General features: G+C 38.5%; 11 protein-coding genes. All 11 read right to left on the bottom strand.

The window, feature by feature from the left end; all coding sequences use genetic code 11:
* Positions 1 to 24: 24 nt before the first annotated feature.
* Positions 25 to 1,587, bottom strand: coding sequence for a sodium:solute symporter family protein (locus QM491_RS07700; protein ID WP_283326883.1), 1,563 nt, complete (start codon positions 1,585 to 1,587; stop codon positions 25 to 27).
* A gap of 166 nt (positions 1,588 to 1,753) precedes the next feature.
* Positions 1,754 to 5,209: a malectin domain-containing carbohydrate-binding protein gene (locus QM491_RS07705; RefSeq protein WP_283326885.1), complete on the bottom strand. Its 3,456-nt coding sequence runs from the start codon at positions 5,207 to 5,209 to the stop codon at positions 1,754 to 1,756.
* A gap of 374 nt (positions 5,210 to 5,583) precedes the next feature.
* Positions 5,584 to 8,364 (bottom strand): glycoside hydrolase family 95 protein, encoded by a 2,781-nt coding sequence (locus QM491_RS07710; protein ID WP_283326886.1) that lies wholly within the window; start codon positions 8,362 to 8,364, stop codon positions 5,584 to 5,586.
* A 31-nt stretch (positions 8,365 to 8,395) separates the two neighbouring features.
* Positions 8,396 to 9,946: a sodium:solute symporter family protein gene (locus QM491_RS07715; protein ID WP_166550775.1), complete on the bottom strand. Its 1,551-nt coding sequence runs from the start codon at positions 9,944 to 9,946 to the stop codon at positions 8,396 to 8,398.
* Positions 9,947 to 9,966: 20 nt separating this feature from the next.
* Positions 9,967 to 11,133 carry a four-carbon acid sugar kinase family protein gene (locus QM491_RS07720; protein ID WP_283326889.1) on the bottom strand — a complete coding sequence of 389 codons (1,167 nt, stop codon included), beginning with the start codon at positions 11,131 to 11,133 and terminating at the stop codon, positions 9,967 to 9,969.
* Positions 11,134 to 11,354: 221 nt separating this feature from the next.
* Positions 11,355 to 12,383: a 4-hydroxythreonine-4-phosphate dehydrogenase PdxA gene (gene pdxA / locus QM491_RS07725; RefSeq protein ID WP_283326891.1), complete on the bottom strand. Its 1,029-nt coding sequence runs from the start codon at positions 12,381 to 12,383 to the stop codon at positions 11,355 to 11,357.
* 283 nt (positions 12,384 to 12,666) lie between these two features.
* Complete coding sequence (locus QM491_RS07730; protein ID WP_283326893.1) at positions 12,667 to 13,587, bottom strand: dihydrodipicolinate synthase family protein; 921 nt, start codon at positions 13,585 to 13,587, stop codon at positions 12,667 to 12,669.
* A 211-nt stretch (positions 13,588 to 13,798) separates the two neighbouring features.
* Entirely contained in the window at positions 13,799 to 14,953 is a 1,155-nt protein-coding gene (locus QM491_RS07735; RefSeq protein WP_283326895.1) for an iron-containing alcohol dehydrogenase, read from the bottom strand.
* Between the two features lie 23 nt (positions 14,954 to 14,976).
* Positions 14,977 to 16,104, bottom strand: coding sequence for a sialidase family protein (locus QM491_RS07740; protein ID WP_283326897.1), 1,128 nt, complete (start codon positions 16,102 to 16,104; stop codon positions 14,977 to 14,979).
* Between the two features lie 165 nt (positions 16,105 to 16,269).
* A complete protein-coding gene (locus QM491_RS07745; RefSeq protein ID WP_283326899.1) occupies positions 16,270 to 19,008 on the bottom strand; it encodes an alpha-L-rhamnosidase in 2,739 nt (912 codons plus the stop codon).
* A gap of 103 nt (positions 19,009 to 19,111) precedes the next feature.
* The gene (locus QM491_RS07750; RefSeq protein WP_283326901.1) at positions 19,112 to 20,173 is read right to left on the bottom strand and encodes a Gfo/Idh/MocA family protein; all 1,062 of its coding nucleotides are present in this window, start codon (positions 20,171 to 20,173) and stop codon (positions 19,112 to 19,114) included.
* Positions 20,174 to 20,179 lie beyond the last annotated feature (6 nt).

Consider the following 20,179-nt stretch of genomic DNA (forward strand, 5'->3'; position numbering starts at 1 on the left):
TAGAGGAATTGAAAGAGCTAGAATTTACGAGCTATTTTTTCTTGAAAATTTACTCACGAGTGTTCCAAAAATAAAGATGGTAATCGTACCAAGTACGATACTCATATTCTTGTGCAAATGACTTTTTAATCCATCATATTCGGCTGGTAAAATATCAGAGAATGTAACCCAACAAATAACCACCAACCCTATTAATGTAGCAATAATGGCTGCCTGATTGTTCGCTTTTTTACTAAATAATCCTAATAAAAATAGTCCTAACATACCTGCGGCAAATAGCCCTGATAGTTGCCACCATATATCCAAAATACTTTTGACACCAATCATAGCCATACCCGAGGCAAGTCCTAAAAAGCCAAAAATAACCGTTGACGTATGTAATATACGTAAGCTACTTTTGTCGCTTATGTCTTTGACAAAATATCGTTGGTAAATGTCTATCGAAAACACTGTGGCTGAGGCGTTCATACCAGAACTAATGGTGCTCATAGCCGCAGACAATAATGCTGAGATAATGAGTCCCATCAATCCAACGGGGATTTTGTGAACCATAAAATGTGGCATTACCTTATCGCCATAATCTTCTACTTTGAGTTGTGCCGCCTGAGCTAGTAATTCAGAAGAACTCAGATTGGGAAATTTAGCTTTGACAACTTCCAATTTGAGTTGATTCAATAATTCAGGATGAACCTCATAGTAGGCGTACAAACTTGAACCAATAATGAAAAAAAGCAAGGATGCTGGAATATACATCCAAACGCACATCCAGAGGGATTTTCGAGCTTCACTTTCCGAGGTGGTAGTATGATAACGCTGAATATAGTTTTGGTCCATGCCAAAATTGTTCAGATTTATTAAAAATCCATAAAATAAAACCACCCAGAAAGTAGAGCTAGTAAAATCCCAGCTTAATGAGCCTAAACTAAATTTATTTTTTGTTGTGCCGATTTCGATTACTTGTTGTGTCCCTTCGGGCATATCCTTTATGATTAAGTACAGAATCAATAAGGCGCCAAAAGTTTTGATAAATGCCTGCGCTACTTCTGTCCAAATCACAGCCTCGATACCTCCCAACACGGTATATATAATAATGCAAATACCCATCACCCACATAATCGTTTCCATCGAATAGCCTGTGAGGGCTTGCAAACTGAGTGCTATTCCGAAAAAGATAGAACCCATTCGGGCTAGTTGTGTTAGCAAAAAGCACACTACAGCATACGTTCTTGCCCATGCTCCAAACCTTTTTTCGAGATTGGTATAGGCTGAAATTTCGCCTGTTCCTCGATAAAATGGTATAAAATATTTAGATGCTACCCAAGCAGCTAATGGCATCGATAAACTAAAAACAAATGCATTCCAATTACTTGAATACGCTTTGCCTGGAACACCTAAAAAAGTGTTGCTACTCAAAAAAGTAGCGTAAATAGATGCTCCTATTGCCCAGCCAGGGATACTACCCGATGCCTTGGTAAATTGTTCTGCGTTTTGGTTTTTTTTTGAAAAATGGTATCCTACTGCTATCATTCCTAATAAATAGATGATAATCAGAGAGATATCCACAAGCGGTAAGCTTTGGTGGTTCATAGTGTATTGAGATTATTTTCATAAAGTTAAAAGGTCTCACTATGTCACTAATGCTCCACGCTTCTTTTTCTCAAACTTCCCTTGGAGGCTGATACAAAATTATAGTACTTTATCTAGTAAAATTTATAGTATTTTTATATTAAATTATACGATATTAGCATATATCTTACTGGATATCCAAGGCATCCAAATGAAGTTCTGTTGCGTCATCCAATTCTAGAACAATATGATATTTCCCTGCATTAATCATTGTTCCTGTTGTGGTACTTACATAATTCCATTTACCTGCTTTGGTTGGTGCTAGGGTAACCCTTTCATTACTTTTGATAATGGTGCCATCAATCAGACTAATGCTTAGTTTGCCATAAACTGGTTCAGAGGTAGGATTATGATATTTGATGGTTAAAGAATAGGTATCAGCAACACCAGTAGAAATAGTCCATTGAATCGAATTTTGACCTTTTTTGACAATACTCATGCGTTCTTTGCCTAAGAAAGCCTTTTTTTGAATCCCCTCTCCTATTCCTTTTGCATCGACAGCCTTGTAGGTTGTCGTAGTTTTTAGGTCAAATGGTGGTTGCAAAGTACTTGCTGGCAAGGCAAAAATGAGTGCTTCTGCATCAATAGCGTTAAAATTTAATTCCACTTCTGTTTTTGCTTGAACTCTTTTCTTAAAAACTCGATATACTTTTTGGGTGCTTTGAATATAACTTTGGGTATTTTCAAATGCCTCTAAAGTCTTTGGTAATGCCTTTGTAGAATCTATTCCGACATAAATATCTCCTATCTCATTCAGAGCAAGTTTGTACAATTTTTCACTTTTTTCAGAAAATAGGTATTCTGCCCCGTATAAAACTGGTGGTAAGCCCACATAACTTTCTTGTGAATCTTTAAAAAGTGGTTTGCCAGTATCTAGCCAAGTTTTGATAGTTTTTGATGATGAAATCAAAGTATTTGAACTTGCAGAAAAGGTACTTTTCTTCTCAGTACTAGCAATGGCAATGGCCGAAATAATGGCTTGTCCTGAGGCGATTTGTGGGAAAGAAATGTTTAGCTTTCCGCCTTTTACTTGAAATGGAATTGATTTTTTCAACACTGCCTCATGACCCACTTCTTTCCATATATCCAAATTTTTGAGAACAGTTTTACCGTTAAATGCCACGTCGAACAAACGCCAACCCGAATAGTCATAACCACCACCTGTGCCATGCCAAGGCTCGATAAAATATAATTCCACTTCATAATGACCGTCTGGTAGGGCAAATTGATAGGAAAGTTTATCTCGCCCATATCTAAAACTCTGGAATAATTCATCGTCTGTGGTATTGTTGATTGGGTCAAAGGTTCTCCTTTGACTCGCATAAGCTTTGGGAATACCCTCAAAATCATTCGCCCAAGAAATGTACCCCCATAAGTTTTGATTGGTTTTGGCTTGGTCTGCTAGCCACATAGATTTGTTTTTGTCTGTATAGGAATCGCCACCACAATTGACACGGTAGAAATAGTGTTTTTGTGGGTTATGGGTAATAATGCTTTTTGTTAGACTCTTTTGAGCAGACCAATCAGGAGCCATTGGTAAATGATGTAATTGAATTAAATCTTCTGCCACTTTTTTTCCATTTACGTAGCCTTTGGCAATTAGCATATTGTATTGAATCGCAACTTTGTTCCAAGTAAATACGCTTTCTTCCCCTCTTTTTTGTTTTCCAAGTGAAACATTTAGGTCATTAAACAATTCGACTTCGTCACAATTTGAATACACTTTTATCCCTGATTTTATGCCCGTTTGAGTCCAACGGTCAGGCCAAGTGTGAGAGACAATATAGACCATTGGTTGGGTTTTAGCTGGAGCGTAAGTGGCTCTGAATAGATAGAATATATCGGCTGGCTCTTCCCATGGGGTTAATAAGCCTTTATAATTGACAGGTCCGATTCTGTCTAATTCGCGCAATGCTTCTCCACTTTGAACACGCCCAGGGTTATCGTGAGAGGTCAATAGCCAGAAGAAATGTCCTACGGAATTTTGTTTGGCAGCTTCGGCCAAGCGAAGTTTTAGTTGTATTAATTCTCCGATGGCTTCTTCGCTAAATGTTCCTGCTACTGGTTTTTCTTGGTGTAAGTCTACCGTTCTCCATGCGCCATATTCTCCAACAAGAACCTGTCTTTCAAGATCTTCTGCATATTTTGTGGGATCTCCACCATAAGTTCCTGTCCAGTTTTGAGGCACATCCCAATCGGTGCCTTTGCCTCCATTGCAGGTTGTTACCAATCGTTGGGAAGAAGCTGTTGGGTCAAGTTCACGAATAATTTGGGTACATTCTTTGGCAAAATCCTCAGGCAAAGTACTTTCATTTTCGAGTCCCCAAAGAATAATGGAAGGACTGTTTCTGCGTTCTTTTACCCAATCTTTTAATAGCGTCTTGAAATTTTGTCGAAACGCTGGCGAATCATACCAAATATGTGCTGCCATTTGTGGCCACCATAAAATCCCATCTTTATCCCAATAGTCTTGATAACGCAAATTATGAGGCTGATGTGCATCTCTAAAAGCATTGAATCCAGCGGCTTTTACCATGTCAACTCTAGTCTTAATTTGCTCCGCACTAAAGGCATGGCTATTGCCCAAAAGATGCTCGTATTCTGCTATGCCATTGATAAAGAATGGTTTATTATTTACTAATAATTGCTTTTGTCCGTTTGGCTTTTTTAACCATTTGATAACTCGGATACCATAAGAGGTCTGTTGGATGTCTAATAGTTTTCCATTTTCATAAATTTTCGTCACCATTTGATACAAATAGGGCTGTTCTGGCGACCAAAGTTTAGGATTGGTAACACTTGGCAATGAAATGGGAATGGTCTCTGTTGTTTTGGCTGCAAGAGAATGAATATTGTTGCTGCTGACAATCAGTTGATTATCTTGATTTCGTAGTTCATGAACAATTTTAATAGAAGATTTTTTAGTACTGAGATTTTGTATTTCTACTGAGCCATAGAGTTGAGCTTTTTGTGTTGTGATTGTTGTGTCATTCCAAATATGAATGCCGAAGGGAGCTATTCGAATAGGTTCTGTAATCAATAAATGCACAGGACGAAAAATCCCCATCGGCTGTGAGCCTTCAGAAAAACCTCGTTCGGTACTGCATCCACCACAGACCCAAGGTAAATCTTGAATTTCGGCAGGATGATCGGCGCGTACTGCCAGAATATTTTCTTGATTATTGAGTAAAATATAGTTCGAGGCATCTAGTTGGAAGGTAGTACGCCCACCCGCATGTGTGCCTAGTAACTTTCCATTGAGCCAAATAGTTGCATAAGAGCCAACACCTTCAAAATAAAGAAAATAGCGCTTGTTTTTATGAGAAGAATTGACGGTGAAACTTTTACGATACCATGCGTATCCATGTTTGTTGCCATGTGTCAAACGGCGATAACCATCGTATTGATCCCAGTTATGAGGTACTTGTACAGATGTCCAAGATTGAGTTGAAAACGTGTTTTTCTCAAATCCATCATACGTATGAATATTGGATTCATGAATGGTGGTTAGCCAGTTGTCATTGAGGGAAATATCTTGTCTTTGTGCTTTTGCAGAAAATAAGAATCCTAGAAAGAATATCAAGATTGTACAATACCTTCTTCTGGTGAACATAGGTAAATATCGGTAAAATGAATTTTATCAGAATTATTGTACAAAAATAGGTAGGTAAAAGCGATGTTTTCGGTAAGATTTTTTCAAAGTATTGTACAAAATTAACACGAGATACTTTTATGAAAATATCTCGTGTTAACAGTGGAGCTATTTAAATTTTTCAAAAAACATATTTCATTGATTGATTCTTCGTCTTACTTTTTGTCTTGAAACAAAAAGTAACAAAAAATTCAAGAATTTATAAACTCGCTACGCTCAAACAATATAAATTCATTGCTTACGCAAGCAAGTTTATGAAAGTTTAGACCGCTTCAGTAACTTCTTGAAGTATTTACTAGAAAAGTTTAAAATTCGATGAGGTAGGGCTTATTAGACTGTAGCTTGAGGGTATGTACAACCTGATTAATTCTTATTTTGCAGGTGGTAGTCTCCTTACTTGTAAGGCTCAATTCTTTGATTTTACCATTTTTCCAAGCATAACTCAAGATATATCCTCCCCTAGCCTGTATGCCTTTTACTTTCCCCTCTGACCAGTCTTTGGGTAAGGCAGGTAATAACTCAATAATATCTGTTTGGCTTTGGATAAGCATTTCGGCAATACCTGCTGCACCACCAAAATTGCCATCTATTTGGAATGGCGGATGGGCGTCAAATAGGTTTAAGTATGAACCGCCAGCACTTGTGGCAGGTCTGAGTAACATTTTGACTAATTGTAAAGCGTGCTCGCCCTCATGAAATCTTGCCCAGAAATTAATTTTCCAAGCCAAACTCCAACCTGTACCTTCGTCACCACGATAAATAAGTGATTGTCGAGCGGCTTTCATCATCGTTGAATCGATGTCCCAACCAATATCATGTCCTGGGTGTACGCCCCAAAGATGTGAAACATGGCGGTGATTATTTTTTGGATCGTCCAAATCTTGTAGCCATTCCTGCAATTGCCCATGCTTACCAATTTGATTGGGGGCTATTTGTTTGTATTGTCGACTCAGTGTATCAGCAAAGGCTTTGTCTATCCCTAAAATTTGCGAGGCTTTAATCGTATTTTTATATAACTCTCTGATAATCTGATGATCCATGCTCGGTCCAGCTACCAATCCACCTTGTTCTGGTGAATTAGAAGGCGTACTGATAAGCCAACCTGTTTTAGGATCTTTTACCAAAAAGTCTACAAAAAATTCTGAAGCCGATTTCATGATAGGATAAGCCGTTTTTCTTAAAAACTCTTTATCCTGCGTGTACTGATAATGTTCCCACAAATGCTGACTCAACCATCCTGCACCACTCACCCAAATACCGTGGTTTGAGGCATTGATAGGGGCTGTTCCTCGCCATAAATCTGTATTGTGATGAACCACCCACCCACGGGCATTGTAGTAATTTTTTGCCGTAATTTTACCAGCTTTATACAAATCTGTAATCATTTGTATAAGAGGCTGTTGAGTAGGAATAAGATTCAAAACACCTGCAGGCCAATAGTTCATTTCGGCATTGATATTGGTAGTGTATTTGCTTCCCCAAGGTGGAGCCAACAAATCATTCCAAATACCTTGTAAGTTAGAAGGTTGTGTTCCTGCACGTGAAGCTGAAATCAATAAATAGCGTCCGTATTGTACATATAATGCTGCGAAAGATGGGTCATTGTCTTTGCCAAAATTCGCTAAACGAACATCCGTAGGTAAATGACTTTTGGCATCCTGACCTAACTCGATGGTAAAACGTTTGTAATATTTTTGATACTCTGCTTGATGTGCCTTTCGAATTTGCTCGTAAGATATTCCTTTTAGTTTGCTAAAAACTTCCTCGCAACGTTTTTGAGGGTTTCCTGAAATATTTTGATAATTGATAAAATTGGTGGCAGCGGTCAAACAAAAAACGACTTCATCTGCTCCTTTAATGACGATTTTGCCTGCTTGCTCCTCTACAGAGCCATTTTTTTGCTGGATCTGTAAATAGGCTTTTCCAAATAAGGCGCCATTTCGAACCTTGACCGACAACTCCCAAGTATTGTTACCGAGAGATTTAAAACTATAGTTTTTATGTGGGCTAGTCAAAAAACTCTCTAAGTTGATTTGATGAGCTTTGTTGGCAGAAAGCCTCACCGCTAGTACCTGATGAGGTTGACTTACCAGATACTCTCTTTTGAAAACTACATTGTCAACAGAATATTCAGTTTGTGATTCGGCAGTCGCTAAATTAAGAGAGCGACGGTAGTTTTGATATTCTTTTCCATGCAGAAGATTGATATACAAATCACCAAATGGTTGGTAATCTGCTTGATATTTGCCTACTGCTGGCGCTTCATCGCTTTGAATAAAGTATTTCCATTGACCATTCAAAGAGATTTTTTTATCCTCTTGATCCACAGGATATATACCAATATGGCGAGAAGTATCTTTGTAGCCTGCTATACCTCCTTTATCGGAAAAGTTCAATACTTGGATAGCTATCAAGTTTTTTCCTACGTGTAAAGTATTGGCAGGAATTTGATATTTACGCCCTTCAGTATGCTGTGAACTACCAATCAACTTTCCGTTGATATAGGTATAATCATAATCTCGGATACGATTCAAATCCAATACGAGCGTTTGATTTTCCCAACCTGCTGGAATATCAATCGTTGTTCTAAACCAAACAGCTCCATCGAGCCCCTCATAGCCGACCGCTTCCCAACCTTCATAGGATGGCACAGTCATCGTTTTCCATGAAGAGTCATCAAAGTTTATTTGTGAAGGATTTCCAGATATTCCTTTCAAAGCCAACATCTCTGCAATCCAAGTTTCTCGCTTGCCTTCATTGCTTTTGAGCCCCATGAACTGCTTTTCGGCTAAAGCCTCTGCTTCTTTTTGTTTTCCTTCTTGTAATAACTGACGAATTTGCCCCAAATATTGATAGGCATCTTTTCGATTATACTCACGAGGTTCTCCAGTCCAAAGTGTTTCTTCATTGAATTGAATATGCTCTTGTGATGGATTTGCAAAAACCATTGCTCCAATACGCCCATTTCCCATTGGTAAAGCATCTGTCCATTTCTGAGCAGGCTTATCGTACCATAATTGATAATTTTGAGCACTAAGAATATGGGCAAAAAATAAACCCAAAAGCAAAAAAGGGAGTTTTTTCATAAGCTTTAAGTTTAGAAAATTGATTATGGTATTATTTTTTCTTTCTATCCTCAAACCAACCTTTGAGCAATAAATTTCTATCACAATTAGGTGCTGGAAAAAATAGACTTGCTACATATCCTACTACTATCACAATCAGGTGACTATAAACGCCCAACATGAGTTTATGGTGTGGGAAATTGTATGCTCCCAAATCTAATAGTAATGATTTTTGGTCACCTAATCCAATTTGAGTAGATGTCAAAAAAGCGTAGGCAGTAAAGAGAATACAGACAAAAATACCAATATTTACTCCTTGTGTATTGGCACGGCTGCTGAGTAAGCCTAACAAGAAAATACCAACAATTCCTCCTGAAAATATCGCATAAAGTGTGAATACAATTCCAAGCACGCCTTCGCTACCAGTGCTCAGATATAGAGCGCCAATAAGAAGGGTAATGACACCTGAAAGAACGACAATCCATTTACTGGCTTTCAAATAACTTTCATCGCTTTGGTTGGGACGCAATACTTTATAATAATCTTCTACGCCCACGGCAGCCAATGAATTTAGGTCGGCACTTAAGCTACAAATCGCCGCTGATATTAGGGCAGAAAGAATAAAACCTACCACGCCAGTTGGTAATTGAGTCATCATGAAATAAGGAAATACAGCGTCGGCTTGTACCTTTTCAGGAAGTGGATTTTGTTGGTAAAATACAAAAAGTAGCGTTCCAATAAACATAAACATCATCCAAACAGGTACGGTTAAGAAAATACCCATAAGTGAGGCTCTGATAGCTTGACGGTCTGTTTTGGCGGTTAGATATCGCTGAACAACAGTTTGGTCTGTTCCATATTTTTGAATAGCATAAAAACTTCCATTGATTACCATCACGATAAAAGTCAATTTGCTTAAATCTAGTTCATAAGGTCCAAAGCCTGTGTGACCTTTGCTAGAGGCAATTTGCCATGCTTCCGAAAAACCACCTTTGATAGAATATAATAAAACGACTAGACAGGTAATACCACTTGCCAAAAGCATAAAACCTTGGAATACGTCGAGCCAAATAACGGCCTCTATACCACCTTTGAGATTGACCAAAATGATAATTCCGCCAATCACTAGCATGATTAGTAAAGGAGATTGTCCAGTAAGATTGCCCAATGCAATTGCCATCAGGAACAATACCGTTCCCATACCCGAAAATTGACGAAGGATAAATGAAGAGGAGCTATAATAACGAGCAAAGCGTCCGAAGCGTTTCTCGAAATACTCATAGGTACTGAGTCCAATGACTTTTCTGAAAATAGGCACGATAAACCATATTGTTCCTAGTAAAACAATGGGAACCATCAAGCCTTGTACCAATAAAATCCAGTTGGAAGAATAACCTTCACCAGGGTATCCCAAAAAAGTTACACTACTGATAAGAGTAGCCAACAAGGACATACCAATGGCCCAAGAAGGTACTTTACCTTTCGCAAGAAAATAGTTTTGAGTTGTTTTTTGTTTGTTGGCGAAAATAAAACCGAAGTATAACGTCAATCCTAAAAAAAACAAAATAATGCCATAATCAATGGCATGTAATGTATGGTTCATGGGTTGGTGATAAAGATTTTCTACAGTTGAGCATACGTCACGGCTGGTGGCCATGCGTAACTTCCTGGTTTGAGTGTTAAATAGGTACTCGGACGTTCGAGGCTTTGCATACGAATGACTCCTTGAGCAAATTCTTCGGTGGGAAGAAAGTTCTGTAATGGAATCTCTGCTAAAATTGCGGCTGACGTAGCACCTCCTTCGATGAGTATTTCTGCTAAATGTACTTGATTCAATACTTTTTTGACAACTTTAGCCATTAATTTAGCTAGTTCAGCAGGAGATATTTTGGTCGTATCCAACTGTTTTTGAATAGCCATAACAACTACCTGATGTTGACTAAAGCATTGTACGATTTCGCTCGCCCAACGGTTTAATGATTGATTAAGTTCTTTTAAATCAACAGGTTGTCTGGTTGTCTCCTTGGGTAAATAGCAAACGCCACCTTGTTGATTGGCATACTTTTGTATTTTTTCAACGCTATCACTAAAAGTTGTTCCACTCACATAAAGACATTTCTGAGCAGTATTGTTCTTTGAAAAGACCTTCGAAATAGATTTATACCCTAAATTTGATAGAATTGAGGCGAAAAACTCAGCTCCGCCGACCAACAGGTCAATTTGTGCAAATTGTGCTGCCCATTGCTGTAAATCTTCTTTTTGAGTAACCTCAGCAATAATTGTACCTCGTAATGGTAACAAAGGTTGCGCTAATATTTGTATGTTATCAGTTGGCTTGGCACGAAGCATATTCATTACTTCACTATCCTGAATCGGGAACTCTGGGTCATGCGCAAACGCCGTTTCATGTGCTAATTTATCACCTATATAATATTTTCCATCCTGTATTCTCCGCCCCATGGATGGATTGGTAGGAATAATTAAGCAATTTTTTTGACCAAGAGAATGTTGAATAGTCTTAATTTCTGCCAAAACATGACCACGAAGCACTGAATCTATTTTTTTATAAATCAAACTAGGCTTAAACTGTTGACTGGTTTGAATTAAATACTCAACCTTGGCAATTGCCTGATTTTCAGTTAGCGAACGAGTATCTGCTGAAATGACTAACAAATCCTCTGTTGCTTCTTGAATAATTTCTGTACAAACTCTTACTTTGAGCCCATATCTCAACCCAATCCCAGCTATTTCGGCTGCACCAGTGAGGTCGTCAGCAATGACAAGAATCATAGTTAGAAAATTAGGACTGTACGAAGGATTTCCAACTATTTCAGATCTGGGATTTTTGATTTCGGAAATAAAGTAAAATACCTTTATTTTTTACAAAAAATAGAAGCTTATGCTTCTTAAACCCAACATCGTTCTTACAATCTTTCGTACAATACTATTAGAAAATGAATAAAAGTGATAGAGTGACAGAGGAAAAACTTTGTGCCTTTGTCCCTTATGTTTTACTTATTCTTACTCAATTGAATAGCACTTTCAATAGCTAATGCCATAGCGTCAGGACTAGCAATGCCTTTTCCTGCAATTTCAAAAGCTGTTCCGTGGTCAACAGATGTACGAATAATGGGTAAACCTAGTGTGATATTTACGCCTTTTACACTATCCATTTGACCTTTTTCGGCATTCCATCTAAAACCAGTTAGTTTGAAAGGAATATGTCCTTGGTCGTGATACATTGCTACTACCCCACCATAATAACCTGTAGCTGCTTTGGCAAATAAAGTATCTGGCGGAACAGGACCTTCTACTTCATAGCCCAAACGCAAAGCTTCTTCTACTGCTGGCGCAATGTCTTCAGCTTCTTCGGTACCAAACAAACCAGAATCGCCAGCGTGAGGATTTAGACCTGCAATACCGATACGCATATTGGTTTCGCCCAAACGTTTCATACCTGTATGTAGCAATTCTGTTACTTGTAGAATGCGTTCTTTTTTCACCAAATCACAAGCTTGACGCAACGATACGTGCGTGGATACGTGGATTACTTTTAGTTTATCTTCAACCAAAAGCATGGCATATTTTTTTGTATTGGTGTAATGCGCATAAATTTCGGTATGTCCCGCAAAATGATGACCAGCCTCGTTGATAGACTTTTTGTTGATAGGACCAGTAACAGTCGCATTGATTTCATTGGCTAAGGCTAATTCAATAACCGTTTTTACGGCTTGAAAAGAAGCTTCACCACACATAGCCGAAATTTCGCCAAAACGCAAGGTATCCATATCCACATTGTTTAGGTCATAGACATCAATTTGTCCAAACTGAAACTGCGCATCTTTTATCGATTTAATAGGGTTAATCGAGGCTTTGAGACCTAATAATTGAATGATATGGCTAAAAACCTTGGCGCTACCCACCAATAGTGGGCGACAAGTTTGATAAATATTTTGATCTAATAAGGCTTTTATGGCGATTTCGGGGCCAATACTGGCTGGATCCCCCATGGTGATTCCGATAATTGGTAATGATGACATAAGTACTAATGCAGAATTTTTAATGTTGAATTATGAATGAGTGAATGGTGAATTAAAGGTTTTATAATCAATTATTTATATGATAGTTTAATCAAATTCTATTTTTCAAAATAACATGAGTTAATGAGTCAATATGTTTGATTATTCATGGATAAGTGATTTATTATCAATCTATTAAGACTTTAATTTTGCCTGCAATAGGCTCAAAGCTTTATGAAGTAAGCTAAAAGTTGAAAAGTGTTATACATAAAAAAATGTAAACTTTTTTGCCTAAAGTATGTATCTATTCTGACAATGCTAAACTTTCGAGTGCTTGTGCGTAAGCTTCTTGCAATCTTAATAAATCTTCCTGTGATGAACCTTGTAGTGGTGGCATCACAATTGGCTGACACAGTTGATGTGTTGACATTAATACTTTTAAAGCCCAAAGAGATTCGCCAAGTGTACGACTTTTTTGATACAAACTTCCATACAAATCAGAAAGCTCTTGCATACGAAGGGCTTTGTTAGTATCATTTTGAATAACAGCCTCTTGCATTTCGTGATAAATGCTTGGAATAAAATTTCCTGTACTTGGAATAATGCCATCACTCCCTAATAACATGGCTTCAGCCGATTTGGCTGCCCATCCCATAAAATGACTAAAGTCTTCTCTGTGACGCCATAAGTTAAGTGATTCATGAAGGCGTTCGATATTTCTTTCAGAGTCTTTTAAGCCAATAATATTGCTATGATAGCTCAATTCATCGATAATTTTTAGAGGAACAGAACTATGCGTGGTGGCAGGAATATTATAAATAATCAATGGCAAAGGAATGGCATCTGCCAATTGTTCAAAATAGCGCTTTATCTGACTCTCGGTCAGCGCATAATAAGAGGGCAAAGTTGCAGCTACAACATCTACGCCCGCCTGCTCGCTAATTTTGGTTAGCTTGATAGATTCTTCAAGGCAATTAGAGGCAATACCAGCATACAAGATTGTACCCTTTTGTTTATTTTTTCCGGCTTGTCTCACATAATCTGCCTTTAATTCAAAGGGTAAAGATGCCGACTCTCCAGTGGTTCCAAGAATAAAGGGTAAAACATGATTACGATAGAAATTATCGAACATACTTTCGACGGCACCATGATCCAACTGAAAATTTTCAGTTAGAGGCGTTACCGCTGGTACCACTATTCCGCTATATTTTTTTTGAATACTCATGGGGTAGTTTATATCGTGTTCATCGAGAACAGTTGATTTAAGGATTTATGATTGGGAGATTTTCAAGCTATTGCAGATTTGGGATTTTTGATTTCGGAAATACAATACCTTTATTTTTTACAAAAAATAGTAGATTACACTTCCGAAATCCAACTTCCGATATCCGAAATGGATAGGTATTATATTCCTTCGTACAGTCCTAATTAGGAGTTTAAAAGGCGGCTTCAAAAATTTGAATAGCGTCAGTCTCTTCTATTGGTCTTGGATTATTCTTTAATAACCGTTGAATTTTTAGGGCATCTTTCGCCATTTGCGGAATTTCTTCACGAGATACTCCTACTTCACGTAAGGTAGCAGGAATCCCACAAGCCTTGATAAGTTCTCGCACTTTGGCTACGCCCGATTTCGCCATTTCGAGGGTGTCAGTAATAGGCTCACAGCCAAGAGCTTCTGCCACTTTAGCATATCTTTCGGGAGCTGCCACAAGGTTATATTCCATTACAAAGGGTAGCAAAAGGGCATTTGACAAACCATGCGGTAAGTGATATAAACTTCCCAATGGATAAGACAGTGCATGTACTCCAGCCGTGTTGACAGGACCTAAACAAAAACCTCCTAGCAAACTTCCCATGGCAACCTGTACACGTGCGTGCTCATTATTACCATTTTGTACAGCTTCGACAATATGTGCTCCAATCAACTTCATCCCTTCATAAGCATACATATCGATAAACAAATTGGCAAATTTGTTGGTATAGGCTTCCAAACAATGCGTAAGAGCGTCAAGCCCTGTGGCTGCTGTGATACCTGCTGGTACACTTACAGTTAACAAAGGGTCAGCATATACCGCATCAGGAACTAGATAAGGGCTAATAATGCCTTTTTTCTGGTTATCGAGACTATCTACTAAAATAGCATTGGGTGAAACCTCACTTCCTGTTCCCGCTGTGGCTGGCGCACAAATGAGCTTTTTGGCTCTTTGTTTTAACAATCCAATACCAACATATTCTCTTAATTCTTGGGGATTGTCAAGCTGAGCAGCTACTAATTTGGCAATATCTAGCACACTTCCACCGCCAATACCAAGTACTACGTCGGGGTTGAATGGCTCTACTTTTTTCATTAATGTAAAAAAGTCTTCGAAAGTAGGTTCTTGAACAATACTAGTATCAATCTGTATTTCGATTTGTCGAGTTTTTATATCTGCTAAAAGCGGTTCTAAGGCTTTTAGAATAGGTTCTATTGTTACTAATAAAACTTTTTGGGCATTGTATCCACTCAATTCATCGGCAATTTGGTTGATCACACCGCTACCAAACACCAATTTATTCGGGAAGTAAATACTTACATTTTGAAGCGTATTCATATTAATTAAGGTATTTCTGAGGATTAGTCTTTTGTGATTTCGCCTCCTTGCGGAGCAGTATAACCTTTTACAATAGGCCATTTTCCATCAGTAATTTTGACAACTTTAAGTTTTTTTGGGTTTATAACAGCATGTTTAATTTTTTGTCTACGCCAAGTATAAATCACATGCAACAATCCATCTTTGGTTTGAATAATAGATGGATAGGAATATTGACTAATAGGAGAATCTTCGATAATCAAGGCGGCTGACCAATTGATTCCATCTTTTGAAACCGATAAATTCAGGGGTGTTCTTGGTCCTTTCGCCAAATCTCCAGGAGGCAATACGTGATTATAAATCAAATAATGTTTTCCATTTGAGGCTGTTACGGCATCTGTACCTGAATTGTTATTGGGCAAATTACTTTTTGCTAAAGGAGTCCAAGTTTCTCCATTGTCATACGACCAAGAGGTCAAAATGGCTCTATTTCTGCTTCGCGCTAAAATTTGCAATTTGCCTTTTCCATGATCTAAAATGCTTGGTTGGATTCCTTGCGTATCCTTATCTCCTTGGATAGGTCCGACTTGTCTCCACGTTTTTCCACCATCTTTGGTCACCTCAAAATGCAAACGCCAGCCCAGTGTGCCTTCGGTACTGCTTGGGCAAAATAGATTTCCATTAGATAACAAAACAGGTTTGTTTTTCACGGGTCCGATATATCCTTCTGGTAAAGCTCTTGCCTCTGACCAGGTTTTGCCACCATCGGCAGAGGTTTTTAGCCAACCTTTCCATTTTGCAGGACTTGGGCCTATTTTGTAGAAAAGTAAAAGTTCGCCATTAGGAATTTGGTACAAAACTGGATTCCAGCAAGCATAGCGCAGAGTGTCGTTGACGATGCCATTGGCAACGTTTTGTGGCGCTTGCCATTTGCCATTCTCTTGGCGGCTTACCCAAATACACACATCTGGATTGCGTTCTTTGGTACCTCCAAACCACGCTGAAACTAAACCTGTGGGTGTTTCAGCAATTGTAGAGGCATGACTTTCGGGAAAAGGTGGATTTTCTACCACAAATTCATCCAACAGAAGCCCTTTTTTCCAAGCTTGTGCTTCAGATGTCAGGGGCAATGCTAGTGTGCATGAGATAAATCCTATGAGTAATTTTTTCATAAATGCTTTTTTACTAGGGAACAGTTAAGTATGAGTGCTGAATTGTGAGTGATGAGTTTTGAGTGTAATTTTTTGATTACTAATATTTTATCTCATTAATTTATTCAACTTAATTTTGCGCAAAGTGAAAAATTGAGTCTTTGCTCTTGTACCCTATTCCTATATTTAAAATGCGAATGAGTAAGAACCCGAACCAATTTCTAGTATCGAATATTCTCTGCTCAATCCCATAATTTTGATTTCTTTATACTGAGAAATATTTTTGCCTCCTTCTGTAATGTTTTGATAATCAGAAGTTGGTAGGTAAATAATAGCTTTGCTATTGGCTGGTACGCTCACTTGCCAAGTAGTAGTGTTGCCTTCTTTTTTCCAATGGGATTCAATAGTTCCTCGAATAGACTGATAACTAGCTTGTACTTGATTCAATCCTTTTGGAAAATCTGATTTTAATTCAATGTATTTGTATGCGGTTTCTCTGGAGTTAATTCCTGCCAAATGTTGGTAATACCAAATCAACAAATCGCCTAGCAACATCACATGGTTGGCCGAGTTCATTTCGGGGTTGGCGGTATTGCCATTCCATAATTCCCAAATTGTAGTGGCGCCATTTTCGACCATATAACCCCAACTCGGATAATCTTTTTGTGTCGCAATCGTATAAGCTAAATCCCCTTGACCAATGCTACTCAAGCCTCTCATGAGCCACTGGGTACCAATTACGCCCGTGCTGATGTGACTTTTATTTTTCTGAATAATCGTTTGTGTCAATTGCTCAGCCACTTTATTGCGTTCTTCCGTTGGGATAATGCCATAGACCAAGGGCAATAAATTGGCGGTTACGGTGCCATTTCCATAATTTGAAGATTTTAGAAAAGCTTGGTTAAAAGCATTTTTATAGTCACTTTCTTTTTTTGAAAAACCTTCCAAATCTTTGGTATTGTCGGTGATTTGAGCAAATTTTTGCATTAACTGCAGCACCCGAATGTAAGTTGCTGTAGCTAGCAATTTACCATCAGTCAATCGGCTCTCATCCTTCGCATGAATCAACTCTTTTGACTCAGGTGGTACGCACCAATCTCCGTATTTATCTTTGGTAATTAATCCGTTTTCGGTGTATTTTTCGGCCATGTACATGACCCATTTTTTCATAGAAGGATAATGCTTTTTGATGGGTTCTGCGTCCCCGAACTGCTGGTAAAGCATATCTGCAATCGTGATATAGGTACTAGGCCAAGTAACATTGTCGCCATAGTATCTCCAAAAACTTGGGGCTACGTCTGGGATGCTTCCATCTGCTTTTTGGCTTTGCTCAATATCGTCTAACCATTTTGTGTAAAGTGTTTGATTATCAAATAAATAACTTTCTCCGTAAGCTCCTGTAGTGCGGTCTCCTAACCATGGTTGACGCTCATTTCGTTGTGGGCAATCTACAGGCATACCCTTGTAATTGCTACGAATTCCCCAATAAGCGTTGGTAAATATCTGATTGAGTGTAGTATTTGAGCTCTGGAATTTGCCCGCATCACTCATCTCATCATATACTACTCTTCCTTCAAATTGCTCAAGCTTTGGTTCGGTAGTGAAACCTGTGATTTCTACATATCTAAAACCATGATAGACAAAACGAGGCTCCCATGTTTCTATGCCTTCTCCTTTGAGCGTGTAGATGTCGGTTACTTTGGCATCACGAAGGTTTCGCACATATAAACTTCCGTCTGGTTGTAGACTTTCGGCAAAACGAAGGGTAACTTTTTGACCTTTTTTCCCCTGAACACTTAGTCGTAACCAGCCAGCCATATTTTGACCCATATCTAAAATATAGGTTTGAGCATTGAGCTTTTTAAGCGAAACGGGTTTGATGGTCTGCATAACCTTCATGTTTGCAGTCATTTGCGCTTCATAATCTCCACCTGGTTCTTGTACCAATTGAGCCTTCAGCCAAGATGTGTCTGCATAACCCGATTGACTCCAATTTCCTAATTCTTTGGTCGCATCGTATTCTTCTCCGTCATATTCATTGTTGCAACGAATAGATCCATCGGCTGTCACCTTCCAAGTGTCATCGCTGACAATGGTCTCGTGGCTTCCATCTTCGTAAACCAATTCGAGATTGAAAAGCATTTTAGGATAACCAAAAGTCTTGATTTTGTAAGGTTTATAATCTTGTCGCATCGTGTAGTAACGACCATTCCCCAGAATTGACCCTACAGCATTGGCTCCTTGCTGCAATAGAGTTGTTACGTCGAAGGTATTGTATTTGACGCCTTTGTTATAATCAGTAGGAACAGGTGCTAATACCTGATTACCAACTTTTTGACCATTGAGATATAACTCATACAGACCCAAACCGATGATATAGGCCGTGGCACTTTTGAGTTTTTTCTTTACGGTAAAATCTTTTCTAAAATAGCGAGCAGATAAGCGTGAAAACTGACCTTCGTTATCCCATGGGAATGAACGATCTAAACCAATCCAGCGTCCTTTCCAATCTACATAATTGAGCAAACCAATACTAAAAGAAGCTGTTTCTGACCAATCTGACTCACCTTTATTTGTCCAAATTTTTACCTTCCAAAAACACTTGCTACGACTTTTAAGCGCTTTTCCTGTATAGCGTACCTGAATGGTCTCGTCTGAATTGATTTTTCCAGAATCCCATAAATCACCTTGGTTTTGTGCCAATAATTCCTTGCTAGAAGCCACCAAAATTTGATAAGCCGTTTGATTTACAGCTCTTAGTTTACTGCTGACTTGCCAGCTCAAACGTGGTTGTACTACGTCGATGCCTTCAGGATTTTGTAAAAATTCACAACGAGCTTTTTCTACAGAAATAGCTTTTTCATCTTTTCTAAAACTAGAAAAAAGCAATCCCAACAAAGCCAGTAGTAAGCAATAGTGTTTCATGGTTTTACTATTTTGTCAAACGGAGGTAATAATGCAGAATTGCGAATCATGAATGTAAATTTCTGATAATTAAAAACTTATATTCATGATTCTATACTAAGATTTACATGTCAAATTCTGCTAAAAGATCAGCAACTTTTACAGGCTGACCAGTCGACAAAGAACGATCCATTGCTTGTAATAAAGCCACAGTTCCAATTCCTTCTCTTACATCTGGATAAGCAGTTTGTCCGCTTTCTAGGCAATCAACAAAGTATTCAAGATAATTTTGATATTCGCCAGCGTGGTGACTTTTACCTTCAAATCTGAAATAATGTTTTAGTTTATGTTCCCAAGTCTGTACTATTTCTTCGCCTGTATTGGTTGTCACAGCGTATCTCAAATCCATGTAATCAGCTTGACTACAACCCTCTGTTCCTCGCAGGATACAACTCATTTCGCTATCGCGCACTACTGGTTGCACAGGACCTGTATAACAGCCACTTACACGAGCAATACGACCATCGGTCGCTTTGAAGATAAAGTGCATAGTATCAGGGTTTTTGAGTCCACCCTTCAAGCCATTAGCGCTCAACATACCGTAACCCATTACCTCTTCGATATTAGGCAGATACCAACGAATAAAGTCTACAGGGTGACTCAATCCGCCATATAACCATTTGAATGCAGATTCCAATGACCAGCCTTTTTCTAAAAACCAACGGTGGTCGGCATGATAATAGCCTTCGATCGTAATAAGATCGCCAATCAGCCCATTTTCGTAATCCGCTCTTTGTTTTTTCATAGGTTCGAAAAAACGAGAACTTTGACCAACAAATACCTTTTTCCCTGTTTTCTCAGACAACCCGATGAGCTCTTTGGCATCAGCCAAATTGTCGATAAATGGTTTTGTACATACCACATGTTTGCCGTGTAAGAGTGCTTGCTTTACATGCGTTGCATGCCATTTGTCAGGGGTATAAATGGCGATAATATCGATACTTTCGTCGTCGAGTAGTTCTTGAAAATTGGTAGTATAAGCATGAAAATCAAATTCTTTGGCGCGCTGCTGACATAGCTCTAAACGCAAATCACAGATTTTTACTAATTCTAATTTTGAGCTGGCTAATGCAGCAGACATGGTGCTTCGTCCTTCTCCTAGTCCTAAAATGCCGATTCTTAACATGACCTT

The sequence above is a fragment of the Flectobacillus longus genome, from assembly GCF_030056705.1.
Classification (GTDB): domain Bacteria; phylum Bacteroidota; class Bacteroidia; order Cytophagales; family Spirosomataceae; genus Flectobacillus; species Flectobacillus longus.